The following is a 23,545-nucleotide window of genomic DNA, read 5'->3' as shown; positions in this document are numbered from 1 at the left end:
CGTTCCTCTTATTTGCTGAGCGAGCCGCCGGGCAATCCGCCGAGCAGCTTTCGAATAGGCGCCGGCAGTCCCAGCGAGACCAGCTCGGCGCGCGCCACCCAGCGCAGATCGTCATTGTCGCGCACCTCATCGCGCGCAGCGAGCGTGCGCCAGTGCAGCGGATGCATGCGCAGACGGTAGTGGGTGAAGGTGTGCGGAATTTCCGCCAGCGCCTCGGCGCCATTGTAATCGCCCTGCAGATGCGCCGAGAACCAGACGCGCGCCTGCTCATGAGTTTCCGCCTCCGGCAACGACCAGAGCGAAGCCCAGATGCCGGTCGGCGGGCGACGCTGCAGCAGGATTTCGCCCGCCGCATTCTCCGCCAGCAGTACCAGCGCCGTGCGTTCGGGCAGCGGCTTGCCGGGACGGGAAGTGGGAAGCTCTTCGACGCGGCCTTCGTTCAACGCGACGCAATCGCTGCTCAATACGCACAGCATGCAGGCCGGGTTCTGGCGCGTGCACAGGGTGGCGCCGAAATCCATCTGCGCCTGGGTGTAATCGGCCATGCGCGAATGCGGAAGGTGCGCCTGCGCCAAGGCCCACAATTGCTTTTCCACCGCTGGCGCGTTCGGCCAACCGGCGATGCCGTGGTAGCGGGTGAGCACGCGCTTGACGTTGCCGTCCAAGATCGCGAAGCGATCGCCCCAGGCCTGCGCAAGGATCGCACCGGCGGTGCTGCGGCCGATGCCCGGCAGCGCGACCAGCGCGTCGAAATCGCGCGGCAGATCGCCGTCGTGCAGTTCCACGCAGCGGCGCGCGGCCACATGCAGGTTGCGCGCGCGGGCGTAATAGCCAAGCCCGGACCATTGCGCCAATACTTCGTCCAGCGATGCCGCGGCCAGGTCCGGCAGGGTGGGAAACACGCCGACGAAACGTTCGAAGTACGGCATCACCGTCTTCACTTGCGTCTGCTGCAGCATGATTTCCGCCAGCCATACGCGGTATGGCGTGCGTGGATGCTGCCAAGGCAAATCATGGCGGCCTGAATGATCGAACCATTCCAGCAAGCGCTGCGCGAAGGTCTCTGGAACGGCGCTCATTCCGATGCCTGGTTCGCGGGAATGGCGGGATCTTCCAGCTGTAGCTCGACGCCTTCCAGCACCGCGCCCGATACCTCCAGTCTGGGCGTCGTCAACGTACCGCTGAGGGGCGGAAGCAGGGAGCCTTTGGCGCCGGCCGCACTCCAGTCCATGACTTCGAACAAACGGAAGCGACCGTCGAAGGCTGTCTGGTCGCGTCGCAGCGACAGTGCGGCGATGTCCGATAGATCGCTGGCGCCGTTGTAAACCAGTGCGAAGGGAAGCGGCGAAGCGGATTGCCCCAGCGGCGGCGGCAGTGCCGGCCAAGCCGAAGGCCAACCAGCGAGGCGGCCGTCCAGTTGCAAGTGCAGCTTGTCGGCGGATTTAAAACCGCCCGAGGCGTCCAGAGTGGGCATCACGTCCCCGCCGCGCAGCGATACGCCTACGGGCTGCAGAGTGATGGCCCTGTCGCCGAGCAGCAGCGGTCCGGCAAGGCCCAACGCGAACGGCAGCGAAGCGTCCCCGGAGACATAGCGCGACTGTGCGCTTAGTACGGCGTTGTCCAGGCCGATGCCCTGCTTGCCGCGCAGTTTCGCCGACAGATTGATCCGCGAAGGCAGTCGCCACTGTGCGCCTTCGAGCGTGATCTGGCCTACGACTCCAACGCCTGCGCCTACTTCTGGCTTGGTCAAACTTGCATAGACATCGACCGGCGCCCGCAGATCGCCGCCTGCATAGCGCCCGCGCAGATGCATGCGCAAGGGTCGCCCCGGCGTTAGCGACGGCAACTCGGCATCCAGTGCTTCGACCTTCCAGTCGCTGCCCAGGATTTTCCCGCGCACGATGCCGATTCCACGCGACAGTGTGGGCATTGGAGTGTCGCTGGGTGGCCGTTTGGCCTGCCAGCGTTGGAATGCGGCCATGTCCAGCACCGGCGCATCCAGCTCCAGTCGGTTTGCGGTCAGGTCGCTGCCGCGTGCGCGCAAGGTGGACCACGGCACCGAAATGAAAATGCGTTCGGAGCGAAGGATCACCGCATCGCCGTCCGCGTCGCGGGCCACGACATTGCGCGCCACTAGTTGCGGCGTGCCGCGCAGGCGGTAGTCGCTTGCGCCTTCGGCGGTGATCCGCATTCCCAGCACATCGCCGGCCATCGACAGTATCCGCGGCACCAGCCATGCCGGATCCAATAGCCAGCGCAATACGACCGCGCCAGACAGGACCACGACCGCCAACGCCAGCAGCGCGATCTTACGGCGCCGAGTCAAGCGGACGTGCTCGGGTATTTGATCACCTGATGGCATTCATTCTGTCGCAACCCATGAACGGATTTTAAGTACACGACGATGGCATCCAGAATGCCCGACGGCCTGTCTCACCCGCCAAGCGCTTCCGGCAACAACGCATCGACGAAGGCCTCTGCGTCGAACACGCGCAGATCCTCCGAACGCTCGCCGATGCCGGCATAACGGATCGGGATGCCGAACTCGCGCGCCAGTGCGAACACCACGCCGCCCTTGGCGGTGCCGTCCAGCTTGGTCACCACCAGTCCGGTGACGCCGACGGCGGCATGGAACTGGCGCAGCTGCGACAGCGCGTTCTGTCCGGTGGTGCCGTCGATGACCATCAGCACTTCATGCGGCGCCGTGGCATCCAGCTTGCCCAGCACGCGGCGGATCTTGCCCAGCTCAGCCATCAATCCCTGCTGCGTATGCAGGCGCCCGGCGGTGTCGGCGATCAGCACTTCAATGCCGCGCGCCTTGGCGGCCTGCAACGCATCGAAGGCCACCGACGCCGCATCGGCGTCCTGGCCCTGGGCGATCACCGGTACGCCGTTGCGTTCGCCCCAGGTCTGCAGCTGCGCCACCGCGGCGGCGCGAAAGGTGTCGCCGGCGGCCAGCATCAGGCTGTGGCCCTGTCCTTTGAAGCGGCGCGCCAGCTTGCCGATGGTGGTGGTTTTGCCCACGCCGTTGACGCCGACGGTGAGCACGACGAAGGGCTTGCTTGCACGGTCGATCTGCAGCGGCAGCGCCACCGGGGCCAGCATCGCGATCAGTTCCGCGCGCAGGGCCTTGAGCAGGGCCTGGGCGTCGCTGAATTCGCGCGCCTTCATGCGTTTGCGCAGGCCTTCGACCAGGGCCGTGGTTGCGGACACGCCGACATCGGCAGTGAGCAGGGCCGTTTCGATCTCGTCCAGCAGATCGTCGTCCAGCTTGGGGTTGCGGGAAAACAGTCCGCCCAGACCGCGCGCGAAACCGCTGCCGCGCAGGCGTTCGCGCCACCCGGGTTTTCCGGCCGGTGCGGGGGCGGGCAGGGTGGCTTCGGTCGGCGGTGCCTCGGCGACGGTTTCGGCGGCCACCACCGGATCGGCGGATGCGCTTTCCCCGCTGGTTTCGGGGAATGCGGCGGCCAGCTCTTCCGTACTGTAACGGCGTGTGGCGTCGCTCTCAGGCGAAGTTTCGGGACCGGAGGCGGGCTTCTTGCGACGGAAAAAACTGACCATTGCTCGGGGATATCGGAGAATACGCACATGCTAGCACCGGCACCCCGATGGCCCCGATGAAACCTGTCCCGCATGCCGAGGCCGGCAAGATCCGCATCATCGGCGGACGCTGGCGCGGCACCCGTCTGTCCGTGCCGGCCAGCCCGGGCCTGCGTCCCAGCAGCGACCGAGCGCGCGAGACGTTGTTCAACTGGCTGATGCCGGCGTTGCCGGGCGCGCGGGTGGTCGACGCATTCGCCGGCACCGGCGCGCTGGGCCTGGAAGCGGTGTCCCGAGGCGCGGTCAGCGCGGTGCTGGTGGAACGCGACGCGGCCCTGGCCCAGGCCCTGCGCGCGACGGTCGCGCGTCTGTCGGCGCAGCCGTCGGTGGAAGTGGTGCAGAGCGATGCGCTGGCCTGGCTGGCGCGGCAGGCGCCGGCTTCCTTCGATCTGGCCTTCGTCGATCCGCCTTTCGGCGCCGGCCTCTGGCAGGCGACGCTTGACGTCCTGCTGCCGACTTTGGCGCCGGATGCGTGGTTGTACATCGAATCTCCGCCCGACCAGGCGCCGGCGTTGCCGCCGCAATGGAGCCTGCACCGCGAAGGCCGCACCCGCGAAGTGCGTTTCGCCCTCTACCGCGCACCCGACCGGCGCGGCGCTGATACACTGAACGGCAACATTTCCGTGGCGGTTCCTGAATGACTGTGGCACGCACCCGCATCGCGGTTTATCCCGGCACATTCGACCCTATCACCAACGGCCACATCGACCTGATCGATCGTGCCGCCCCCTTGTTCGAACGTTTGATCATCGGCGTTGCCGAGAGCCCGGGAAAAGGCCCGGCGCTGCCGCTGGACCTGCGGGTAAGGCTGGCGCGCGGGGCCGTGGCCCACCACCCGCACGTGGAAGTGCGCGGCTTCAATTCGCTGCTCGCGCATTTCGTCAAGGAAGTCGGCGGCGGCGTGCTGCTGCGGGGCCTGCGCGCGGTTTCCGATTTCGAATACGAGTTCCAGCTGGCCAGCATGAACCGCCACCTGATTCCCGAAGTGGAAACCCTGTTCCTGACCCCGGCCGAGCAATATGGCTTCATTTCCTCCTCGCTGGTGCGCGAAATCTCGCGCCTTGGCGGGGATGTTTCCGGTTTCGTGCCGCAGGCCGTGGCCGTCGCGCTGCAGGAACAATGGCGGCTCAAGGCAGGGGGCTGATCCATGCCGTACCATTCACCGCAAGACCTACAGGAGGGGAAGAACCCATGAAGATAGCTACACGATTGTTGCTCGCCGCTTGCCTAGTACTGCCGTTCGCCGCCTGCAAGAAGCAGGAAGCCGCCGCGCCGGTGGAAACCGCCCCGCTGACCGCGCCGGCCAGCAACGACGACGCTGCGTGGAAGGCGTACCTGCAGGACGTGGTCACCCGCAACATGGGCGACATCACCAACAGCCCGTTCGTCTACTACCTCACCAGCCAGAGCAACCCCAAGTTCGAAGGCGACTACAAGGGCCAGCTGGACCAGGTCCGCAACGCCCTGGCGCGCGGCATCGTCGGCGGCAACCTGATCGCGTTCGGTTCGCCCGAATCGGCCAAGATGGCCGACATCGCCGTGGCCGGATTCAAGGATGTGCCGCCGGATACCATGAAGAAGGTCAAGATCATCTTCATCGGTCAGGCCGCCGACAGCGAACGGGTCAAGGCCGCGGTCACCGCCACCGGCGCCGACTACGTCTTCGTCGAAGCCAAATGATCTGCGCGGGCGTGGCCGCGATGCGGCCACGCCTTGCGGACCAGTAACTCCGGAACCAGAAAAGCAACGCTCTTGAGCCTTCAACCGAAATGTCACTGAAGATCAACGAGCTGTGCGTGAACTGCGACGTGTGCGAACCCGCCTGTCCCAACCAGGCCATCGCCATGGGCGAAACCATCTACGTCATCGACCCGGCCCGATGCACGGAGTGCGTCGGCCACTACGACGAACCCCAATGCGTGGTCGTCTGCCCGGTGGAATGCATCGACCCCGACCCGGCATTTCCCGAAACAGAGCAGGACCTGCTGGCGAAACTGCGCCGGTTGCAACAGGAGCAAGCATGAAACCGCGCAAGCGTTTGGCTGGATTCCTATTCGCATGCACGGTGGCGCTGCTGCCTGCGACCGCCCTGGCGCTTTCACCGCAGACGCGGCCCGCTCCCGCTTCGCTCTCTGCGCATCCGCCGGGCGCGGCCATCGCCTCGGGCCATCACCTGGCCACCGATGCCGGGCTGCAGGTGCTCGCCGAAGGCGGCAATGCTTTCGATGCGGCCGTGGCGGTGTCCTCGACCCTGTCGGTGGTGGAGCCGATCAGCTCCGGCCTGGGCGGCGGCGGATTGTTCCTGCTGCATGACGCCCGCAGCGGCAAGGACGTGATGCTGGATGCGCGCGAGTACGCGCCGGAATCGGCCACGCCCGAGCAATTCCTGGACAAGAAAGGCGAGTTGGACCGGGACCGCTCGATGAACGGCCCGTGGTCGGCCGGCATCCCGGGCTTGCCGGCGGCGCTGGTGGAACTGGCCGGCAAGCACGGCCGTCTGCCGTTGCGGCAATCGCTGGCGCCCGCCATCCGTATCGCCCGCGAAGGTTTTCCGGTGTACGCGCGCATGGCCAAGGGCTACGCGTCGCGTCGCGAAATCATGGACCGCTATCCGGGTACGCGTGAGGTCTATCTGCGCAACGGCAAGCCGATCGCGGAAGGCGACATCTTCCGTCAGCCCGAATTGGCGCACACGCTGGAGCTGCTGGCGGCCGAGGGTTTCGACGGTTTCTACCGCGGCGAAACCGCACGTAAACTGATCAAGGGCGTGAACCAGGCCGGCGGCCGTTGGACGGCGCGGGAACTGGCCGCCTATCAGGTGAAACAGCGCGCGCCTATCAGCTTCGACTACCGGGGCTGGAAAGTGACCACCGCGCCGCCGCCGTCTTCCGGCGGCATCGCGCTGGCCGAGATGCTGCAGATCCTGGAACCCTGGGACCTGCAGAAACTGGATGAAGCGCACCGCATCCATCTGGTGACTGAAGCCATGCGCCGCGCCTATCGCGACCGCACTTTTTTCCTGGGCGATCCGGATTTCGTGGAGATCCCGCAGAAGGTGCTGACCAGCCGCGATTACGCACAAGGCCTGCGCGCCACCATCCATCCGGACAAGGCCACGCCCAGCGATCTGCTCTCGGGCAAGCCGACGCCGCTGGAAGACGATGAAACCACCCACTTCTCCATCATCGACGCCGAAGGCAACCGGGTCGGCGGTACGCAGACGGTGAACCTGCTGTACGGGTCGGGCCTGATACCGTCCGGCACCGGCGTGCTGCTCAACGACGAGATGGACGATTTCGCGCTCAAGCCCGGCACGCCCAACGCCTTCGGGGTGATGGGCTACGAGGCCAATGCGCCCAAGCCGGGCAAGCGCATGCTCAGTTCCATGACGCCCACCTTCATGGAGTCTGCCGACAAGGTCGTGGTGTTAGGCACGCCCGGCGGCAGCCGCATCATCACCATGGTGTTGCTGGGCATCCTGGGCTACGACGCCGGGCTGTCCGCGCAACAGGTCGTCGCGTTGCCGCGCTACCACCACCAGTGGTTGCCGGACGTGATTTCCGCCGAAAGCGGTGCGTTCTCACCAGAAGTTGCCAAGGCCCTGGAAGCGATGGGTCACGAAGTCGATCTGCCTGGCGAGGAAGCGAGCGGCGGCCGCGGTTCCAGCCATGTCTGGGGCAACCTGCAGACCGTGGCGTGGGACCGGGCAAGCGACGTATTGTCCGCGGGCAGCGACCCGCGCAGTCCGGTCGGTGGGGCCAAAGTGGTGATCGCAGCCGACCCGCCCAAACCCTGAGCGATTTCGTTCGCCACCAACGGCGATAGAATCCGCCTGCTATCTCTTCACTCTCATAGGCAGGACCGCGTGGCGGACAACGAAAAAAAGCCGGTCATCACCCATATGCCCGCCATCCTTACCGGCAGCGCGGCGCTGATCGCCGCGTTGACCACGGTCTACGTCAACATCCGCAACGACATCAAGGACGAGGCGCCGCCGGCCGTGGTAGCCACGGCCAAGCCCGCCGAGGCGAAGCCGGCCGCACCCGCCGGGCCGCAGGAACTGCGCCTGCAGTTGCAGCGCGTGGCCGTGCAGCAGGATGGCGCGGTAGGCAATGCCGACTGGCGCTTCGCCATCGAGGCCGACGGCCAGCCGCTGTTCGCTTTCGAGCAGGAATCCATGACTTCCGAAGGCGGCCGCAACATCGTGGTGGTGGGCGAAGACCGCAATGCCCGCGCCAACCTCGAACTGGCGCCAGGCAAGCGCATCCCCATCACCATCAAGGGCTGGCGCAGCGGCTGGTTCAAGAACAGCGACCAACCGGCGGCCAGCGGGCAAGGCTGGGTGACCTCGGCCGGCGCGCTGGCGCCTATCGCGGTGAAAGCCGCTGACGAGAGCAAGGGCGCATTCACCTTTTATTTCTCGGCCGTGCCCGAAAAAGAATAGGCCGTACGGCAGGGCGCGTCGTAGAGCTGTCGTAGGAGCGACGTGAGTCGCGAAGGCCAATGCCATTGGTTTCGCGACTCACGTCGCTCCTGCGAGTTCCTACGAGTTCCTACAAAAGGCGGGAGTACAATCGGGTCATGAAACTCTGGTCACTGCTAGGCAATTCGCAAAAACTCGACGGCGGCGCGATGTTCGGCAATGCGCCGCGCGCGATGTGGGAGAAGTGGTCGCCGCCGGACCAGGAAAACCGCATCGCGCTGGCATGCCGCGCCTTGCTGGCCAGTCCGCTCAACGGCAAGACCGTGCTGTTCGAAACCGGCATCGGCGCGTTCTTCGAACCGAAACTGCGCGAACGCTACGGCGTGCAGGAGCCGCAGCATGTATTGCTGGAGTCGCTGGCCGCCGCTGGTTTCAGCCATGAGGAAGTGGATGTCGTCGTACTGAGCCATCTGCACTTCGACCATGCCGGCGGTCTGCTGGCGCCATGGGCCGAGGGCAGGGCGCCCGAGCTGCTTTTCCCCAACGCGACCTACGTGGTCGGCGCGCAGCACTGGCAACGCGCACTGCATCCGCATCCGCGCGACCGCGCCAGTTTCATTCCCGAGCTGCCGGGCTTGCTGCAGGCCAGCGGGCGGCTTGAGATCGTCGAAGGCGAGCATTCACAGGCATTGGGCGACAGCGTGCGTTTCAGCTACAGCGACGGCCACACACCGGGGCTGATGCTGGCGGAAATCGTCGGCCCCGAAATCGTCGATGGCCAGGCGCACGGCGGCGTGGTGTTCTGCGCCGATCTGATTCCGGGACGTTCCTGGGTGCATGTGCCCATCACCATGGGCTACGACCGCAATGCGGAACTGCTGATCGACGAGAAGCGCGCGTTTCTGGAAGACAAGCTGGCGCGCAACGTGCATCTGTTCTTCACCCACGACACGCAATGCGCGTTGGCGCAGGTGACGCGGGATGAGAAGGGCCGCTTCGGCACCACGCACGAAGTGGCTGAGTTGCACGCGCGGTCGCTGGCGGCTTGATCGTTTTTAGCCCCTCTCCAACGGGAGAGGGGTTGGGGCGAGGGTACGGCGGAGTCCATGATGTTTGAACCATATGGACTCCGCCGTACCCTCATCCGTCGCTTCGCGCCACCTTCTCAGCCCTGCACACCCTTCGGGCGCCGGAGGGAGAAGGGAGAATCTCATCCGATCCGCGTCCCGAAAATCCGATCGCCTGCATCGCCCAACCCGGGTAGGATGTAACCGCGTTCATTGAGCCGCTCGTCGATGGCGGCCGTATATATCTCCACATCGGGATGCGCTTTCTCCAAAGCCGCCAGCCCTTCCGGCGCGGCGACCAGGAAAATGCCCTTAATCCGCCGGCAGCCCGCACGCTTGAGCATGTCGATGGTGGCGATGAGCGTGCCGCCGGTGGCCAGCATCGGGTCCAGGATCAGCGCATCGCGTTCCTCCAAACGGCCGGTCAGCCGTTCGAAATAGGGCACCGGTTGCAGGGTTTCCTCATCGCGTTGCAGGCCGACCACGCTGACCCGCGCGGTCGGAATCAGCGCCAGCACACCGGGCAACATGCCCAATCCCGCGCGCAGGATCGGCACCAGGGTGATCTTGGCGCCGGCGATCTTCTGCACCTGCACCTGGCCGGCCCATCCGGCCATGGTTTCGGGTTCGGTTTCCAGATCGGTGGTGGCCTCGTAAGCCAGCAGAGTGCCCAGCTCGGTCACCAGCTCGCGGAAATCCTTGGTGTTGAGGCTGGCGTTGCGCAGTAGGCCGATCTTGTGACGGACCAGCGGATGGCGGACTTCGACGATTTTCATGGAGGAGGTTATCGGCAAGGATGACAAGTCCCAGTCTGCCTCAAGCCTGACGCACTGTCGAAATCGGACGTGGGAGCGCCGTCCCGGCGCTCCCACGGCTAGCTAATCAGAACGCCCAGCGCATGACCAGCTGATAGCTTGGGCCTGCCTCTTCGGATTCCAGTTCGTATTCGTCGTAGTCGCGGTCGATCTGGTCGGCCTCGTTGTCGAACTTGTGGAAGTATTCGTCCTTCGACGCATCCAGCAGGTTGGCCGCGCTCAGCCGTACCGAGAGCGTCTTGCCGAAGCGCTTTTCCACGAATACTTCCAGATCGTCGCCGTACTTGACCGTCACCTCCTCGGCCAGGATGCGGCTGAAGGCGTCGCCCTGCTTGCGGTAGGTCGCGCCGAAGCTGGCCGCCCACGACGGCAGATCCTGGATGAAGCCGATGTTGTAGACGCTTCTGGCCTGGTCGTTGAAGCGGCGCTCGCCGATGAAGTCGGTGACCTTGCTATTGAGGTAGGAGTAGTTCAGGAACACGCCGGTGTTCGGCATGCCCAGCGCGGTCAGTGGCGTGGAAAGATCGAACTCGACGCCGTAGACCTTGCCGTCGCCGACGTTGGCCGAGGTGAACAGCCAGCTTTCCGGGTCGAATTCGAAATCGTCCTCGGTCGAGCCGGGATTCTCCTCGAGGAATTCTTCCAGCTCTTCCTCGTAGGTGTCCTGCGCGTCTTCGCTCAACTCGCCGGTGTTGACCAGTTCGATCAGATTCTTCACGTCGCGATAGAAGAAGTTCACGCCGATCACGCCGTGCTTGCCGAGGCGGTGTTCGAAGCCCAGGTCGATGCCGTTAGCGGTTTCCGGGTCCAGCAGCGGATTGCCGATGTAGTCGTTGTCGCCGAATTCGCCGTCCAGCACGGCCGGGATCAGCTCGTTGAAGTTCGGCCGCTTGACGCTCTTGGCCAGCGACAGGCTGATGCGATCGGCATCGGTCAGGTCCCACTTCAGGTGCAGCGACGGCAGCAGTTCGTTGTAGTCGTTGCTGGCGGCGCCTTCCACTTCGTCGTCCTCGCTGTAGCGGATGTCGGACTTGGTGGTTTCGTAGCGCAGGCCGGCTTCCCACGAGAACACCTCGCCCTTGCCGGTCAGCATGACATAGGGATCGACGCGGGTTTCCTCGATCAGCGAGCCGACGGTGCCATCGAGTTCGTACACGACCGGGTCGCCTTCTTCTTCGGCTTCCCACTCGTAGTTGGTGTATACGACGTCGCGTTTCTTCTTGCGGTAGTCCACGCCGAACTCGAGCTCGGTGCCGCCGACCGGGCGCTTGTGCGCGATCTTGAAGCTGGTTTCGGTGTCGTCGGCTTGCACGGCCGAAGCCTCGGCTTCGGAGGCGTCCCACTCGCCGTTGACGTACTCGTGCGACTCCTCGCGCTCGGCGCTGTTGTCCTCGAACTTGGCGTAATCCAGGTCGAACTCGGTGGTGCCGCCGGCCATATCGACGCGGTACTCGGCGCCGATGCCCCAGTTCTTCTGGTCGATGGGATTGAAGCCCGGCACGTTGGCTTCGATCACGTCCTCGTCGTCGAACTCGACCTCGTGCGAGACCTCTTCAACATCGCGGTCGGTCTTGACGTAGAAGCCATCGACGCTGAAGCGTCCGGTTTCGCCGACGTCGGCGGTATAGGAAACGTTGGCCGAGTAGTCGCGGCCGTCCTTCACTTCGGTCTGGTCCTCGAAGCTGACCAGTTCTTCCATCGACGGGTCGCCGAAGCGGTCCGAACGCTTGATCTTGGCGCGGTAGCGGTCCTGCACGTTGATGCCGGCGAGAAGGCGCCCGCCCAGGGCTTCGCCGCTGGTCACCGCGCCGAAGGTCGGATTCACTTCGCCGTCGTACCAGCGGTTCAGGCCCAGGCGCAGGTAGCTGCCGTCGAACGCGTAGGCATCGCGCAGTACGATGTTGATCGCGCCGGCGATGGCGTCGCCGCTGCGGTTGGCGCTGGTGCTGCGCAGGATTTCGATGTGGTCGACCATTTCCGCCGGGATACGGTCCACCCAGAACGAGCGGTCGTCGCCGGCGCCCGGCATCTTCTTGCCGTTGATCAGCACCTGCGTGTAGCCGGCAGCCATGCCGCGCATCATCACGCCGTCGAATTCCATGATGTCGGAGCCGACGAAGGTCACGCCGGGCAGGCGCTTGAGCATGTCGCCGACGGTGGACGGCTCGAAGCGCTGGAAATATTCCAGGTCGTAGGACAGCACCGGAGCCGTGTCGTCGGTGCGGTTGCGGTAGGTGATTTCGCCCTGCACCACGATGGTGTCCAGTTGTTTGGCCTCGCTGGCGCCGTCTGGCGTTTGCGTTGCCGTCTGCGCCAGTGCGACTGCCGGGCACGACGCGAACGCCGCGCAGGCCAAGGCATGCGACAGGCCTGCCGCCAGTAGGTTTTTCTTCATTGCCACGCTTCCCCGTGAAGTTAATCCGCATGTTCTACGGGAGGGTTGTGGCGGAAATATGACGCGCGTGGAGAGCGGCGCGGTTCGGGTTTCAATTTTGTTTCCGGTTCGCGCAATCCGCGGCAATGGCGTCCCGATCACGCAACTGACATGCGGGGTTCATATTGTGGACGTAGAAGTCCCCGATTCGATGCGCAGACGATTCGGCCCGTCAGGTCCGCCCATGCGGAGAACGCATCGCGGAATCGCTTCAATGTTTCGCCAGGCAGCTTTGCAAAGCCAAAGCGAGAGAAGGAAGTGCAATTGTAGGAGCGGGCCCTGCCCGCGACGCTTTTCCATCGAAGAGCGTCGCGGGCAGGGCCCGCTCCTACAGTTGAGTGCGGTTGCGCCGGCTCTTAGGCGGCTGCCGCCTGAGACAGGCGTGGACCTTCGCGCAGCGCCTGCCCGACCATGCCGACCAGCAGGTCCAACTCATCGGCCGTCATCGCGAAGTGCGGGGTGAAGCGCAGCGAGTTGGCGCCGCCGTGGATGACGTTGAGGCCGCGTTCGCGCAGCCATTCTTCAGTGGAGCCGGCGCCGTAGCACTTGAACTGCGGGGCGAGTTCGCACGAGAACAGCAGGCCGGTGCCCTGTACCTTGGTGATCAGGCCGCCCAGTTCGGATTTCAGCTTCTCGAGCTTCTCGATGGCTTCGGCGCCGCGTTTGCGGATGTTCTCGCGCAATTGCGGGGTCAGCAGGTTCAGCACCGCACAGGCCACGTCCAGCGCGCGCGGGTTGCTGGTCATGGTGTTGCCGTACACGCCCTTGCGGTACAGGCCGGCGGCGCGTTCGTTCACGGCGAGCACGGACAGCGGGTACTGCGCGGCGTTGAGCGCCTTCGAATAGGTTTCCATATCCGGCGCATCCAGGCCTTCGAAGCCGGGATAGTCCACGATGGACAGTACGCCGTGCGCGCGCAGGCCGGCCTGGATGGAATCGACCAGCAGCAGGCTGCCGTGGCTGCGGGTCAGTTCGCGCGCGACCGCATAGAAAGCCGGCGGCAACGAGCGGCCAGGGTCGCCTTCGCCCATCACCGGCTCAAGGAATACGGCTTCGACGAACCAGCCCTTGCTATCGGCGTCGGCGAACACGCGCTTCAACGCTTCGGCGTCGTAGGGATCGACCGCGATCACCGAATCTTCGTTGCGGTAGCTGGCCAGGTACTGCTGATAGGCCTTGCGCGAGGAATCCGAATACAGCGCCGGGCGTTCGGTGCGACCGTGGAAGCTGCCTTTCACCACCACGCGCTTGATCGTCCGGCCGGCGTACTTGGCGCCGGCATCGGTCTGCAGCTTGGTGTTGATGTCGGCGATGCGTGCTGCCAGGCCGACCGATTCGGAGCCGGAATTCAGGCACAGGAACTTGGCGAACGGACAACCGCCGCGGGTGTGGCCGATCTCCTTGCGCAACGCGCGGTCGAAGCGCAGCTGCGACAGGCTGGGGGTCATGATGTTGGCCATCACCTGCGGGCGCGCCATCGCTTCCATCACCGCCTCGGGCGTGTGCCCGAAACCGATCATGCCGTAGCCGCCGGCGTCGTACAGCACAGCGCCGTTGATGGTGACCACCCATGGGCCGCGCGCGGCCAGGGCGACGTAGGGGTTGACCGCGTCTTCGGCGTAGAAGTTGATGTAGCCGCCCTGCACGGCGCGCAGCTGCGCGTCCTCGTCCAGGGCGAACAGATCGGCGAATTCATCGCGCAGGTTTTCGTGTTCGGCGGCCGCGGCTGCGACTGCCGCTTCCAGATCGGGGTGCGACTTGGCCAGGCGCAGCAGGGTGGCGTCGTCCAGACCGGTGGTCATGCGTTTGCCCGCATGAGCGCGCAGCGGGGCGAGTTTTTCGATCAGGGTCATGGCGCTCTCCATATTATTTGGCGGCAAGCGGACCATTATCGGGATAATTTCGTCGTTTGATAGTGATGATTCGACTGTTTCATGGTAATTTTCGTCTAATCGACGAAAATTAAGCCCATGACGAAGATCACCCCTGCAGACCAGTTGCTGCTTTCCCTGCTGCGCGAGAATGCCCGCGCCTCCACCGCAGACATCGCTCGTCGGCTCGGGCTCTCGCGCACCACCGTGCAAAGCCGGATCGACCGTCTGGAGCGCCAGGGTGTGATCAGCGGCTATGCGGTGCGCCTGGCCGACGAATACGAACACGGCCAGATCCGCGGCCACATCATGATCGCGGTGCAGCCCAAGCAGATGGTGGCGGTGACCAAGGCGCTGCGGGCCATGCCGGAGCTGCGCCTGCTGCACTCGGTGACCGGCTCCTACGACCTGATCGCCCTGGGCGTGGTGCCCACCATGGCCGAAATGGATGTGCTGACCGATCGCATCGGCGAAATCGACGGTGTCGAACGCACCACCTCGGCGTTGATCCTTTCCACCAAGTTCGAGCGCTAGCCTCACGTACAATGCGCGGCCTTCCAGGGCCCATCACGTTGAAGAAATCCGATTTCCACTACGAACTGCCGCCCGAGCTGATTGCGCAGCAGCCGTTGGCCGAGCGTTCCGCCAGTCGCCTGCTGGTGGTGCCGCCGGGCGACGCGCCGTTTGCGGATCGGCAAGTACGCGATTTTCCGCAATTGCTGCGCAAGGGCGATCTGCTGGTGTTCAACGACACACGCGTGATTCCGGCGCGGCTGTTCGGGCAGAAGGAAAGCGGCGGACGGGTGGAAATCCTGATCGAGCGCCTGCTGCCGGACAACCGGGCGCGGGTGCAGATCGGCGCCAGCAAATCGCCCAAGCCGGGCGGACGCATCGCCCTGGATGCGGGCGGCGAAGCGGAGGTGTTGGGACGCGACGGCGAGTTCTACCAGCTGCGTTTCCACGTCGACGGCGCGTTGGAAAGCTGGTTACTGAAGGCGGGCCGTTTGCCGCTGCCGCCGTACATCCATCGCGATCCAGGCATCGACGACGATGAGCGTTACCAGACCGTGTTCGCGCGCGAACTGGGTGCAGTGGCCGCGCCGACCGCCGGTCTGCACTTCGACGATGCGCTGCTGGAAACCCTGCGCGCGCAAGGCATCGAGTTCGGCCACGTCACCCTGCATGTAGGTGCGGGCACCTTCCAGCCGGTGCGCGTGGACGATGTGCGCGAACACCGCATGCATAGCGAGTGGCTGAACGTAGGCGCTGCGCTGGTGGAGCAGGTGCGCGCCACCCGCGCCCGCGGCGGACGGGTGATCGCGGTGGGTACGACGGTGGTGCGTGCGTTGGAATCGGCGCTGCGCAATGGCGAACTGCAGCCGTTCGCTGGCGAAACGCAGATCTTCATTTTCCCGGGTTACCGCATCCGCAGCGTCGATGCGATGCTGACCAACTTCCATTTGCCGGAAAGCACGCTGCTGATGCTGGTGTCCGCGTTCGCGGGCAAGGACCGTGTGTTTTCGGCTTATGAGCACGCGGTACGGGAGAAATACCGGTTCTTTTCCTATGGGGATGCGATGTTGCTGTTTCCGGAGCACAGGCAATGAAGTGCAACGAGTGTTCGGGTCGTCATCCCCGCGAAGGCGGGGACCCAGCGACTTTGCATTTCATGAAGTCCAAAACCAAGTCACTGGGTTCCCGCCTTCGCGGGAATGACGAACTCAAGGTCCCCGCATGAGCCGCATGTCCTTCGAACTGCTGGGTACCGACGGCGTAGCCCGCCGCGGGCGTTTGACCTTTCCGCGCGGCACCGTGGAAACGCCGGCGTTCATGCCGGTGGGTACCTATGGTTCGGTGAAAGGCATCCTGCCAGAGCACATCAAGGAACTGGGCGCCGAGATCATCCTCGGCAACACGTTCCATCTGTATTTGCGGCCCGGCCTGGACGTCATCGCCAAGCACGAAGGCCTGCACGGTTTCGCGCGCTGGGATAAACCCATCCTGACCGACTCCGGCGGATTCCAGGTGTTCTCGCTGGCGCACCAGCGCAAGATCACCGAGCAGGGCGTCACCTTCAATTCGCCGGTGGACGGCAGCAAGGTGTTCCTGGGTCCGGAAGAAAGCATGCGCATCCAGAAAACGCTGGATTCGGACATCGTGATGATCTTCGACGAATGCACGCCGTATCCGGCGACGCAAGAAGTCGCCTCGCGTTCGATGGAGCTGAGCCTGCGCTGGGCGCTGCGCAGCAAGAACGCGCACGAAGGCAACGATGCGGCGCTGTTCGGCATCGTGCAGGGCGGAGTGCATCCGGATCTGCGCACGCGATCGGCCGAAGGCCTGCAGGAAATCGGCTTCGACGGCTACGCCATCGGCGGCCTGGCGGTCGGCGAGCCGGAACACGAGCGCAACGCCATGCTGGAACACATGCACCCGCTGCTGCCCACCGACCGGCCGCGTTACCTGATGGGCGTAGGCCGGCCCGAGGATCTGGTGGAGGCGGTGGCGCGGGGCGTGGACATGTTCGACTGCGTCATGCCCACCCGCAATGCGCGCAACGGCCATTACTTCACCTCCACCGGCACGGTGCGCATCCGCAACGCCAAGTACGAGCAGGATCTGGACCCCATCGAGCCCGGCTGCGGCTGCTACGCCTGCCGCAACGGCTTCACCCGGTCCTATCTGCGCCACCTGGACCGCTGCAACGAGATGCTGGCGCCCATGCTGGGCACCCTGCACAACCTCTGGTACTACCAGCGGCTGATGGCAGGTATGCGCGAAGCGATCGGGCAGGGGCGGTTCGAGAAGTTCAGGGCGGATTTCTATGCGGCCAGGGAGTAGAGCGGCGTTGGGACTCGGATTCCTGTGGCATCGCGGGGCGTCGGCCGCGTAGGGCCGACCTACGGCCAGGGTGGGAGGTGGAACCTTTGCGCGAATCGAAGGTCTTTTCCTTGCCGTTGGGGGATTTTCGGTGGATTTGAGGCAATTTCCCTGCTTGCGGGGACGCCGGGCCGCCCCCATGGCATAATTCCCGGCTGTTTTCGGCCCTATCGGATGACCTGATGAACCTGCTCGATTTCCTGATTCCCACCGCCCATGCCCAGGCCGCTGGCGCTGCTCCCGCCGGTGGTGGATTCGGCATGCTGCTGTTCCCGATCATTCTGATCGCGGTGATGTACTTCCTGATGATCCGTCCGCAGATGAAGCGCGCCAAGGAACACCGCGGCATGCTGGACAAGCTGTCCAAGGGCGACGAAGTGATCACCTCGGGCGGCATCGCCGGCACCGTGACCGACATCGGCGACAACTTCGTCACCGTCGAAGTGGCCGACAACGTGCGCGTGCGCGTGCAGAAGGCCGCAGTCGGCAACGTGCTGCCCAAGGGCACGCTCAAGTCCGCTTGATCACGCTGCGATGAGCCGGACTGCCCGCAAGGAGCGTCCGGTCTTCGCGGTATCCAACCTCCCGGCCGGCGTTGCGCCTGCCTGGGTAAAGTTCGACCTGGAACTCTCCGATGCTTGAATTCCCACGCTGGAAATACGTCGCCATCCTGCTGGTAGTGGTGCTGAGCGGGCTTTATGCGCTGCCCAACCTCTATCCCTCCGACAGTTCCGTTCAGATCACTCCCAGCCGCGGTTTCGCCGTGGACCAGGCCTTGCGCCAACGGGTGGAAGCCGGACTGAAGAAGGTCGGCGTGGTGCCGAAAGCGATCGACCTGGAGTCGGACCACCTGTTGGTGAGGCTTGCCAGTGCGGACGTCCAAACCAAGGCGGCCGACACGCTGCGGCCCGAACTGGGCGACGACTATTCGGTCGCTTTGAATCTTGCTTCGACCGTGCCTGCGTGGCTGGAAGCGCTGCATGCCAGGCCCATGTCGCTGGGCCTGGATCTCCAGGGTGGCGTGCATTTCTTGATGCAGGTCGACCAGAAGGCTGCCTTGGCGAAAACGATCGAGTCCTACCTCGACAGCATCCGGGTGATTCTCCGCGACAACAAGGTCGGCTACACCGCCGTCAACAAGCTGGACGATTCCCACATCGCAGTGACCCTGGTATCGGAAAACGACGCCGCCAAGGCGCGCCAGCTGATCTCCGAGAATCTGACCGGCACCAGCGACGGCGGAGTTGCGGTGCCTGGTTTGTCCGCCGGCTTTTCCTACACGACCGAAGGCAAGCAGGTGATGGTGACTTTGCCTGCGGCCGAGCTGGGACGCATCGCTTCCAATGCGATCGAGCAGAACCGCACGGTGATCGCGAACCGCGTCAACGCCATCGGCGTCGCCGAACCGGTGTTGCAGCGGCAGGGCGATGATCGGCTGGTCGTAGAGCTGCCGGGCCTGCAGGACACCGCGCGCGCCAAGGACATCATCGGCGCGACCGCCACCCTGGAATTCAGGGCCGTTACCGGCGACGAAGCCGCGGCCGCCGCCGCTTTGCGCGATGGCAATATTCCCGGCGATTCGCGCATCTATTACGACCAGAACAAGCAGGCGCTCCTGCTGTCCAAGCGTTTGCTCGTATCCGGCGACCAGCTGGTCAACGCCGCGCCCCAGACCGATTCGCAGACCGGATCGCCGTCGGTGCTGATCACGCTCAACGGCGCCGGCGGCAAGCGCATGTTCGACCACACCATCGACAACGTGGGCAAGCGCATCGGCATCGTCTACGTCGAACGCGTTCCGACTCTCAGCGTCGTGGATGGCAAGGAAGTCAGGTCTTCGCGCGTCGATGAGTACGTAATCAGCTCCGCCACGACGAAGGAACCGCTGGGCAAGACCTTCCAGACCACCGGTTTGGGCAAGGAGGAAGCCAATAAGCTCGCCGAGCAGTTGAAGGCCGGCGCGTTGGCCGCGCCGATGGATTTCATCGAAGAACGCGTGGTCGGCCCGAGCCTGGGTGCGGAGAACGTCGAGCGCGGCACCAAAGCGGTGATGTTCTCGTTCCTGTTCGCGCTGGCGTTCTTTCTTGTCTATTACCGCATGTTCGGCTTGATCACGTGCGTGGCGCTGTTGCTCAACCTGGTGATGGTGGTCGCGGTGATGTCGATGTTCGGCGCCACCATGACCTTGCCCGGTTTCGCCGGTTTGGCGCTGACCATCGGCATGTCGGTGGACGCCAACGTGCTGATCAACGAGCGAATACGCGAAGAGCTGCGCGCCGGGGTGCCGCCTCTGGCGGCCATCGCCACCGGTTACGACAAGGCTTCGGGCACTATTTTCGATTCGAACATGACCGCTCTGCTGGCAGGCGTGGCGCTGTACGCCTTCGGCACCGGGCCGCTGAAAGGCTTTGCGGTGACCATGATCATCGGCATTCTGACCTCCGTATTCACTGCCGTCACCGTATCGCGCGGCATCGCCACCTTGATCTACGGCCGCCGCCGCAAGCTCAAGTCACTGGCCATCTAACGGGACACACCGACCATGAAACTTTTCCCGTTGCATCTCATACCCAACGACACCAACTTCAACTTCATGCGGTTGCGCTGGGTGTCGCTGGCCGTGGCGCTGTTGCTGGCGGTCGTCGCTGTCGGCGCGATCGCATTCAAGAACTTCAACTACGCGCTGGATTTCACCGGCGGCACCGTGGTCGAACTGCGTTTCGACAAAGCGCCGGAAGTGGATGGAGTGCGCGAACGACTTGCCGCGGCCGGCTACACCAGCGCCCAGGTACAGACTTTCGGCACCGGTAGCGACCTGCTCATCCGTCTGCAGCCCCGCGAAGGGCAGAGCAGCTCCGGCAGCGACAACACTACCGTCAAGGAAGTAGTGGCGGCCGCCTCTACGCCGGACAACGTCGCCAAGATGCTGCGCAACGAGTTCGTCGGACCACAGGTCGGAAACGAGCTGGCTGAGAGAGCCCTTTACGCGCTTATCTTCGTGGTGGTCGGCTTTCTGATCTACATCTCGTTCCGCTTCGAGTGGAAGTTCGCGGTGGCGGCCATCCTCACCACCTTGCACGACGTGCTGATCGTGGCCGGCTTCTTCGCCCTGACCGGGCGCGAGTTCGACTTGACCGTGCTGGCCGGCCTGTTGTCGGTGATGGGTTTCTCGATCAACGACACCATCGTGGTGTTCGACCGCGTGCGCGAGAATTTCCGCAGTCTGCGCGCCGAACCGGTGGAGATCCTCAACCGTTCGGTCAACCAGACCCTGTCGCGCACCATCATCACTTCGTTCGTGGCCTTCCTCACTGTGCTGGCGCTGTACCTGTACGGCGGCGGTTCGCTGGAAGGCATGGCGATCTCGCAGATGCTGGGCATCGTGATCGGCACCATCTCCTCGATCTTCGTGGCCTGTCCGTTGCTGACCATCTGGTTCCTGAAGGTCACCAAGCAGGATCTGCTGCCGAAGGCGCGGGAAGAAGCGGCGCTGGCCCGCCGGCCATAAAAGCCTGCCGACACCGCAATAAAAAGGCCGCGAAATTCGCGGCCTTTTTTCATGCTGGGGTCCTTGTAGGAGCTGCGTAAGCTGCGACCGGCATCCAAAACATGCCACGAATCCGGCTTGCTCTGACCCCGGCTGAGTCGCAGCTTACGCAGCTCCTACAGAAGCCGCGCGCGGTCAGTTGAAGCTGGCGGCGTAGCCCGAAGTCACGATAACCTTCTGCAGCGCCTCGCAGACCTTGATGTTGCCGGCCACGACCTGGTGGTCCTTGGCGCCCTGGAAATCCATTCGCGCCAGGTTGGCGCCGCGGTAGTCGCAGACCTTGCCGCCGGCCTCGCGCACCAGCAGCACGCCGGCGGCGATGTCCCAGGCTTTCACGCCGGCTTCGAAATAGGCATCGCTGCGGCCGCAGGCCACATAGGCCAGATCCAGCGCGGCAGAACCGGTGCGGCGCACGTCCTCGGCCTGCACCAGCAGTTCGCGCACGCATTCCAACTGCGGGCCGGCGCGGGCGCGTTCGCGCGGGGCGAAGCCGGTGGCGATGGTGGCGCCAGCCAGGTCTTTGCGGTCGGTGACGCGGATGCGGCGTTCGTTGAGCTGGGCGCCGCTACCGCGACTGGCGGTGAACAGCTCGTTGCGCAGCGGGTCGAAGATCACCGCGTCGGTGGGTTCGCCGTTATCGACCAGGGCGATGGAAACGCAGTAGTGCGGGAAGCCCCGCAGGTAGTTGCTGGTGCCATCCAGCGGGTCGATGACCCAGGTGTAGCGCCCGTTCTTGCCGGCCTGGCCGCCGCTTTCCTCGCCCAGCACCGAATAGTCCGGGTAGGCGCGCTTGAGTTCCTTGATGACGGCCTTTTCGGCGTCCGCATCCACTTCGCTGGCGTAGTCCAGGCGTCCCTTTTCCACCACGCTCAGGGCGTCGAGCTTGTTGATGTTGCGCAACAGGACGTTGCCCCCCTGGCGCGCGGCCTTGACCATGATGGTGATGACAGGATTCAGCATGGGCGACAGACCTCGGGCGGACAGGCAGACGGGTGGGACGGAACGAGTGGTTAAAGAGCGGCACGGCGCGTAGACCGGCGCGCGCAGTTTAACATCTGTGCCCACGAACACTCCTCTACGCCCATGAACATTCCCGCCGAATCGCAAGAATCGCTCCCGGCAACCGCCGCCAGCCGTATCCGCATCGTGCTGGTCGGCACCCAGCACCCCGGCAATATCGGTGCGGCGGCGCGCGCGCTGAAGACCATGGGGCTTTCGAAACTGGTGCTGGTGGCGCCGGAGCAGTACCCGGCGGACGAGGCTTTTCGCCGGGCCGCCGGTGCCGACGATCTGCTGGCCTCGGCCAGCGTGGTGGCGACCCTGGCCGAAGCGGTGGCCGACTGCACCTTCGTGCTGGGCTGCACGGCGCGCAGCCGGCGGGTGGCGCTGGAGGAATTGCACCCCCGGGTGGCGGGCGAACGTGTAGCGGCATTGGCCCGCCGGGCCGAGACGGCGCTGGTGTTCGGCCGCGAGCGCACCGGACTGAGCAACGAGGAGCTGCAGCTCTGCCACGCCTCGGTGCATATTCCAGCCAATCCCGAATACAGCTCGCTCAACCTGGCTGCGGCCGTGCAGGTGCTGGCCTACGAACTGCGGGTGGCCTTGCTCGCCGCGGGAGAGGCGGCGCCCCTTGCGGCCGAGGAAAACCACGAGACGCCGGCCAATCACGCGCAGCTGGAGGGTTTTTTCGCACAGCTGGGGGAAACCCTGGACGATATCGATTTCCACAAGGGCCGGGCCCCGGAATCGGCCATGCGCAAGCTGCGGCGGCTGTTCCTGCGCTCCAATCTGAACGAGCAGGAGGTCCGGTTATTGCGCGGCATCCTGGCCGACGCGCAGCGCATGGCGCGGCTGGCCGGAGAGAGTCGGAGCTGAATCGCTACCCGTGAAGGGAGCTTTCGGCTAGTCTCGTACCTGTCGTTGATGCGAGCCCTGACGTTGCGTACAGCCTGGTTTGGTCTTGCCCTCCTGCTGCTGCAGGCGCCCATGACGGTAGTGTCGGCAGCGCCGGCATCGCCGCCCCCTTCCGACAGCGGCAACGTGCTGGTCATCGGCCGCATAAGCGACGATCCCAAGGCCCACTACGAGCAGCTCAAACCGCTGCTGGACTATGTAGTGCCGCGCATGCGCGATGTAGGCATCACCGGAGGCCGTATCCTGATGGCGCGCGACGCCCAGCAGATGACCAGCTACCTGCGCCGCGGGCGCGTGGACTGGGTCACCGAAACCGCCGGTACCGCCATGCAATTGCAAAAGCGCGCCGGTGCCAAACCGCTGCTGCTGACCGAGCGCGGCGGGGTGAGCCGCTACCACTCGGTGTTCTTCGCGCGCAAGGACAGCGGCATCGATTCGCTGGCCGACCTGAAGGGCCGCAGCATCGCCTTCCAGAGCACCGCTTCCACCAGTTCCTATATCGTTCCCGCATCGACCTTGGTGGAGCACGGTCTGCACATGGAGATCCTGCTGTCGCCGATGGACAGGCCCACGCCGGATTCGGTGGGCTACGTTTTCGCGCGCTCGGAGCTCAACATCGCGGCTTGGGTGCATAAACGCCTTGTCGATGCCGGCGTATTCAGCAGCCTGGATTGGGAAGACGACCGGCGGATGCCAGCGGCGTTCCGCTCCGACATGAAGGTCATCTACCAGACCCCGGACTATCCGCGCGCGCTGGAGATGGTGCGCGGCGACCTGGATCCCAAAGTGGAGGCGCGCCTGCGCGAAGTGTTGCTGCAGGCGGCCAACGATCCGGACGCGCGCGAAGCCATGGCGCTGTTCTTCCGCACCACGCGCTTCATGCCGGTCGACGCGGTCTCGCAGCAAGGTCTCGATCGCCTGCTCGACGGCGCCGTTCGTGTGCGCGAGCAAGTCGAGTGAGTCTGCGTTTCGGGTTGCAGGCGCGGTTCCTGGT

21 protein-coding genes and 1 pseudogene are annotated in these 23,545 nt (G+C 64.7%); 15 read left to right on the top strand and 7 right to left on the bottom strand.

What is annotated here, in order from left to right:
- Nucleotides 1-8: 8 nt before the first annotated feature.
- The 3 genes from mutY to ftsY form a co-directional block, all read right to left on the bottom strand.
- Complete coding sequence (gene mutY, locus BLR66_RS06425; RefSeq protein WP_093281601.1) at nt 9-1,079, bottom strand: A/G-specific adenine glycosylase; 1,071 nt, start codon at nt 1,077-1,079, stop codon at nt 9-11.
- Entirely contained in the window at nt 1,076-2,326 is a 1,251-nt protein-coding gene (locus BLR66_RS06420; protein ID WP_093281596.1) for an AsmA family protein, read from the bottom strand. Before BLR66_RS06420 ends, mutY begins: the two co-directional genes overlap by 4 nt.
- A gap of 107 nt (nt 2,327-2,433) precedes the next feature.
- Nucleotides 2,434-3,561: a signal recognition particle-docking protein FtsY gene (gene ftsY, locus BLR66_RS06415; protein ID WP_176943780.1), complete on the bottom strand. Its 1,128-nt coding sequence runs from the start codon at nt 3,559-3,561 to the stop codon at nt 2,434-2,436.
- Between the two features lie 56 nt (nt 3,562-3,617).
- Between ftsY and rsmD the strand changes: the two genes are divergently transcribed.
- From rsmD to BLR66_RS06380, 7 genes and pseudogenes are all read left to right on the top strand, one after another.
- Nucleotides 3,618-4,241, top strand: coding sequence for a 16S rRNA (guanine(966)-N(2))-methyltransferase RsmD (gene rsmD, locus BLR66_RS06410; protein WP_093284447.1), 624 nt, complete (start codon nt 3,618-3,620; stop codon nt 4,239-4,241).
- Nucleotides 4,238-4,744 (top strand): pantetheine-phosphate adenylyltransferase, encoded by a 507-nt coding sequence (coaD, locus tag BLR66_RS06405; RefSeq protein ID WP_093281591.1) that lies wholly within the window; start codon nt 4,238-4,240, stop codon nt 4,742-4,744. Before rsmD ends, coaD begins: the two co-directional genes overlap by 4 nt.
- Before the next feature lie 47 nt (nt 4,745-4,791).
- The gene (locus tag BLR66_RS06400; protein ID WP_093281587.1) at nt 4,792-5,280 is read left to right on the top strand and encodes a hypothetical protein; all 489 of its coding nucleotides are present in this window, start codon (nt 4,792-4,794) and stop codon (nt 5,278-5,280) included.
- An 89-nt stretch (nt 5,281-5,369) separates the two neighbouring features.
- Nucleotides 5,370-5,624, top strand: coding sequence for a YfhL family 4Fe-4S dicluster ferredoxin (locus BLR66_RS06395; protein WP_093281583.1), 255 nt, complete (start codon nt 5,370-5,372; stop codon nt 5,622-5,624).
- 98 nt (nt 5,625-5,722) lie between these two features.
- Nucleotides 5,723-7,396: pseudogene (gene ggt / locus BLR66_RS06390) on the top strand (gamma-glutamyltransferase); the annotation flags it as partial.
- A gap of 69 nt (nt 7,397-7,465) precedes the next feature.
- Nucleotides 7,466-8,044 carry a hypothetical protein gene (locus tag BLR66_RS06385; protein WP_093281575.1) on the top strand — a complete coding sequence of 193 codons (579 nt, stop codon included), beginning with the start codon at nt 7,466-7,468 and terminating at the stop codon, nt 8,042-8,044.
- A gap of 137 nt (nt 8,045-8,181) precedes the next feature.
- Nucleotides 8,182-9,072 (top strand): MBL fold metallo-hydrolase, encoded by an 891-nt coding sequence (locus BLR66_RS06380; protein WP_093281570.1) that lies wholly within the window; start codon nt 8,182-8,184, stop codon nt 9,070-9,072.
- Nucleotides 9,073-9,233: 161 nt separating this feature from the next.
- Here the strand turns inward: BLR66_RS06380 and upp are convergent, their stop codons facing one another.
- The 3 genes from upp to BLR66_RS06365 all read right to left on the bottom strand — a co-directional run bounded on the left by upp (nt 9,234) and on the right by BLR66_RS06365 (nt 14,192).
- Complete coding sequence (gene upp / locus BLR66_RS06375; protein ID WP_093281566.1) at nt 9,234-9,866, bottom strand: uracil phosphoribosyltransferase; 633 nt, start codon at nt 9,864-9,866, stop codon at nt 9,234-9,236.
- Between the two features lie 106 nt (nt 9,867-9,972).
- Nucleotides 9,973-12,300, bottom strand: coding sequence for a TonB-dependent receptor plug domain-containing protein (locus BLR66_RS06370; RefSeq protein ID WP_093281562.1), 2,328 nt, complete (start codon nt 12,298-12,300; stop codon nt 9,973-9,975).
- A 395-nt stretch (nt 12,301-12,695) separates the two neighbouring features.
- Nucleotides 12,696-14,192, bottom strand: a complete 1,497-nt coding sequence (locus BLR66_RS06365) for an aminotransferase class III-fold pyridoxal phosphate-dependent enzyme (RefSeq protein ID WP_093281558.1) — start codon at nt 14,190-14,192, stop codon at nt 12,696-12,698.
- Nucleotides 14,193-14,309: 117 nt separating this feature from the next.
- Here BLR66_RS06365 and BLR66_RS06360 point away from each other — a divergent pair, with 117 nt between their 5' ends.
- The 6 genes from BLR66_RS06360 to secF all read left to right on the top strand — a co-directional run bounded on the left by BLR66_RS06360 (nt 14,310) and on the right by secF (nt 20,598).
- Nucleotides 14,310-14,744 (top strand): Lrp/AsnC family transcriptional regulator, encoded by a 435-nt coding sequence (locus BLR66_RS06360; RefSeq protein WP_093281553.1) that lies wholly within the window; start codon nt 14,310-14,312, stop codon nt 14,742-14,744.
- 11 nt (nt 14,745-14,755) lie between these two features.
- A complete protein-coding gene (gene queA, locus BLR66_RS06355; protein ID WP_093281549.1) occupies nt 14,756-15,817 on the top strand; it encodes a tRNA preQ1(34) S-adenosylmethionine ribosyltransferase-isomerase QueA in 1,062 nt (353 codons plus the stop codon).
- Nucleotides 15,818-15,944: 127 nt separating this feature from the next.
- Nucleotides 15,945-17,051 (top strand): tRNA guanosine(34) transglycosylase Tgt, encoded by a 1,107-nt coding sequence (tgt, locus tag BLR66_RS06350; protein WP_093281544.1) that lies wholly within the window; start codon nt 15,945-15,947, stop codon nt 17,049-17,051.
- A gap of 221 nt (nt 17,052-17,272) precedes the next feature.
- Nucleotides 17,273-17,614, top strand: a complete 342-nt coding sequence (yajC, locus tag BLR66_RS06345; protein WP_093281540.1) for a preprotein translocase subunit YajC — start codon at nt 17,273-17,275, stop codon at nt 17,612-17,614.
- Nucleotides 17,615-17,724: 110 nt separating this feature from the next.
- Nucleotides 17,725-19,617, top strand: a complete 1,893-nt coding sequence (secD, locus tag BLR66_RS06340) for a protein translocase subunit SecD (protein ID WP_093281535.1) — start codon at nt 17,725-17,727, stop codon at nt 19,615-19,617.
- Nucleotides 19,618-19,632: 15 nt separating this feature from the next.
- The gene (gene secF, locus BLR66_RS06335; protein ID WP_093281530.1) at nt 19,633-20,598 is read left to right on the top strand and encodes a protein translocase subunit SecF; all 966 of its coding nucleotides are present in this window, start codon (nt 19,633-19,635) and stop codon (nt 20,596-20,598) included.
- Between the two features lie 174 nt (nt 20,599-20,772).
- Here the strand turns inward: secF and BLR66_RS06330 are convergent, their stop codons facing one another.
- Nucleotides 20,773-21,597: an inositol monophosphatase family protein gene (locus BLR66_RS06330; protein WP_093281526.1), complete on the bottom strand. Its 825-nt coding sequence runs from the start codon at nt 21,595-21,597 to the stop codon at nt 20,773-20,775.
- Between the two features lie 123 nt (nt 21,598-21,720).
- On the opposite strand from BLR66_RS06330, the gene BLR66_RS06325 reads away from it, so the two are divergent.
- Both BLR66_RS06325 and BLR66_RS06320 read left to right on the top strand, forming a co-directional pair.
- Entirely contained in the window at nt 21,721-22,512 is a 792-nt protein-coding gene (locus BLR66_RS06325) for an RNA methyltransferase (RefSeq protein ID WP_093281523.1), read from the top strand.
- A 111-nt stretch (nt 22,513-22,623) separates the two neighbouring features.
- Nucleotides 22,624-23,511, top strand: coding sequence for a phosphate/phosphite/phosphonate ABC transporter substrate-binding protein (locus tag BLR66_RS06320; protein WP_093281516.1), 888 nt, complete (start codon nt 22,624-22,626; stop codon nt 23,509-23,511).
- Nucleotides 23,512-23,545 lie beyond the last annotated feature (34 nt).

This window comes from Pseudoxanthomonas sp. CF125, from assembly GCF_900104085.1.
In the GTDB taxonomy this organism is placed as follows: Bacteria; Pseudomonadota; Gammaproteobacteria; order Xanthomonadales; family Xanthomonadaceae; genus Pseudoxanthomonas_A.
Note: the sequence above shows the minus strand (reverse complement) of the source record. Positions and strands in the feature narration are given on the sequence as shown.

What these genes read in the sequence shown, in the direction of transcription:
- queA (WP_093281549.1), top strand. Translation starts at nt 14,756, where the DNA reads ATGCGCGGCCTTCCAGGGCCCATCACGTTGAAGAAATCCGATTTCCAC.
- secD (WP_093281535.1), top strand. Translation starts at nt 17,725, where the DNA reads ATGCTTGAATTCCCACGCTGGAAATACGTCGCCATCCTGCTGGTAGTG.
- ftsY (WP_176943780.1), bottom strand. Translation starts at nt 3,561, where the DNA reads ATGGTCAGTTTTTTCCGTCGCAAGAAGCCCGCCTCCGGTCCCGAAACT.
- BLR66_RS06395 (WP_093281583.1), top strand. Translation starts at nt 5,370, where the DNA reads ATGTCACTGAAGATCAACGAGCTGTGCGTGAACTGCGACGTGTGCGAA.
- secF (WP_093281530.1), top strand. Translation starts at nt 19,633, where the DNA reads ATGAAACTTTTCCCGTTGCATCTCATACCCAACGACACCAACTTCAAC.
- BLR66_RS06400 (WP_093281587.1), top strand. Translation starts at nt 4,792, where the DNA reads ATGAAGATAGCTACACGATTGTTGCTCGCCGCTTGCCTAGTACTGCCG.
- yajC (WP_093281540.1), top strand. Translation starts at nt 17,273, where the DNA reads ATGAACCTGCTCGATTTCCTGATTCCCACCGCCCATGCCCAGGCCGCT.
- rsmD (WP_093284447.1), top strand. Translation starts at nt 3,618, where the DNA reads ATGAAACCTGTCCCGCATGCCGAGGCCGGCAAGATCCGCATCATCGGC.
- BLR66_RS06370 (WP_093281562.1), bottom strand. Translation starts at nt 12,300, where the DNA reads ATGAAGAAAAACCTACTGGCGGCAGGCCTGTCGCATGCCTTGGCCTGC.
- BLR66_RS06360 (WP_093281553.1), top strand. Translation starts at nt 14,310, where the DNA reads ATGACGAAGATCACCCCTGCAGACCAGTTGCTGCTTTCCCTGCTGCGC.
- BLR66_RS06365 (WP_093281558.1), bottom strand. Translation starts at nt 14,192, where the DNA reads ATGACCCTGATCGAAAAACTCGCCCCGCTGCGCGCTCATGCGGGCAAA.
- coaD (WP_093281591.1), top strand. Translation starts at nt 4,238, where the DNA reads ATGACTGTGGCACGCACCCGCATCGCGGTTTATCCCGGCACATTCGAC.
- BLR66_RS06325 (WP_093281523.1), top strand. Translation starts at nt 21,721, where the DNA reads ATGAACATTCCCGCCGAATCGCAAGAATCGCTCCCGGCAACCGCCGCC.
- BLR66_RS06380 (WP_093281570.1), top strand. Translation starts at nt 8,182, where the DNA reads ATGAAACTCTGGTCACTGCTAGGCAATTCGCAAAAACTCGACGGCGGC.
- tgt (WP_093281544.1), top strand. Translation starts at nt 15,945, where the DNA reads ATGAGCCGCATGTCCTTCGAACTGCTGGGTACCGACGGCGTAGCCCGC.
- upp (WP_093281566.1), bottom strand. Translation starts at nt 9,866, where the DNA reads ATGAAAATCGTCGAAGTCCGCCATCCGCTGGTCCGTCACAAGATCGGC.
- BLR66_RS06320 (WP_093281516.1), top strand. Translation starts at nt 22,624, where the DNA reads ATGACGGTAGTGTCGGCAGCGCCGGCATCGCCGCCCCCTTCCGACAGC.
- mutY (WP_093281601.1), bottom strand. Translation starts at nt 1,079, where the DNA reads ATGAGCGCCGTTCCAGAGACCTTCGCGCAGCGCTTGCTGGAATGGTTC.
- BLR66_RS06330 (WP_093281526.1), bottom strand. Translation starts at nt 21,597, where the DNA reads ATGCTGAATCCTGTCATCACCATCATGGTCAAGGCCGCGCGCCAGGGG.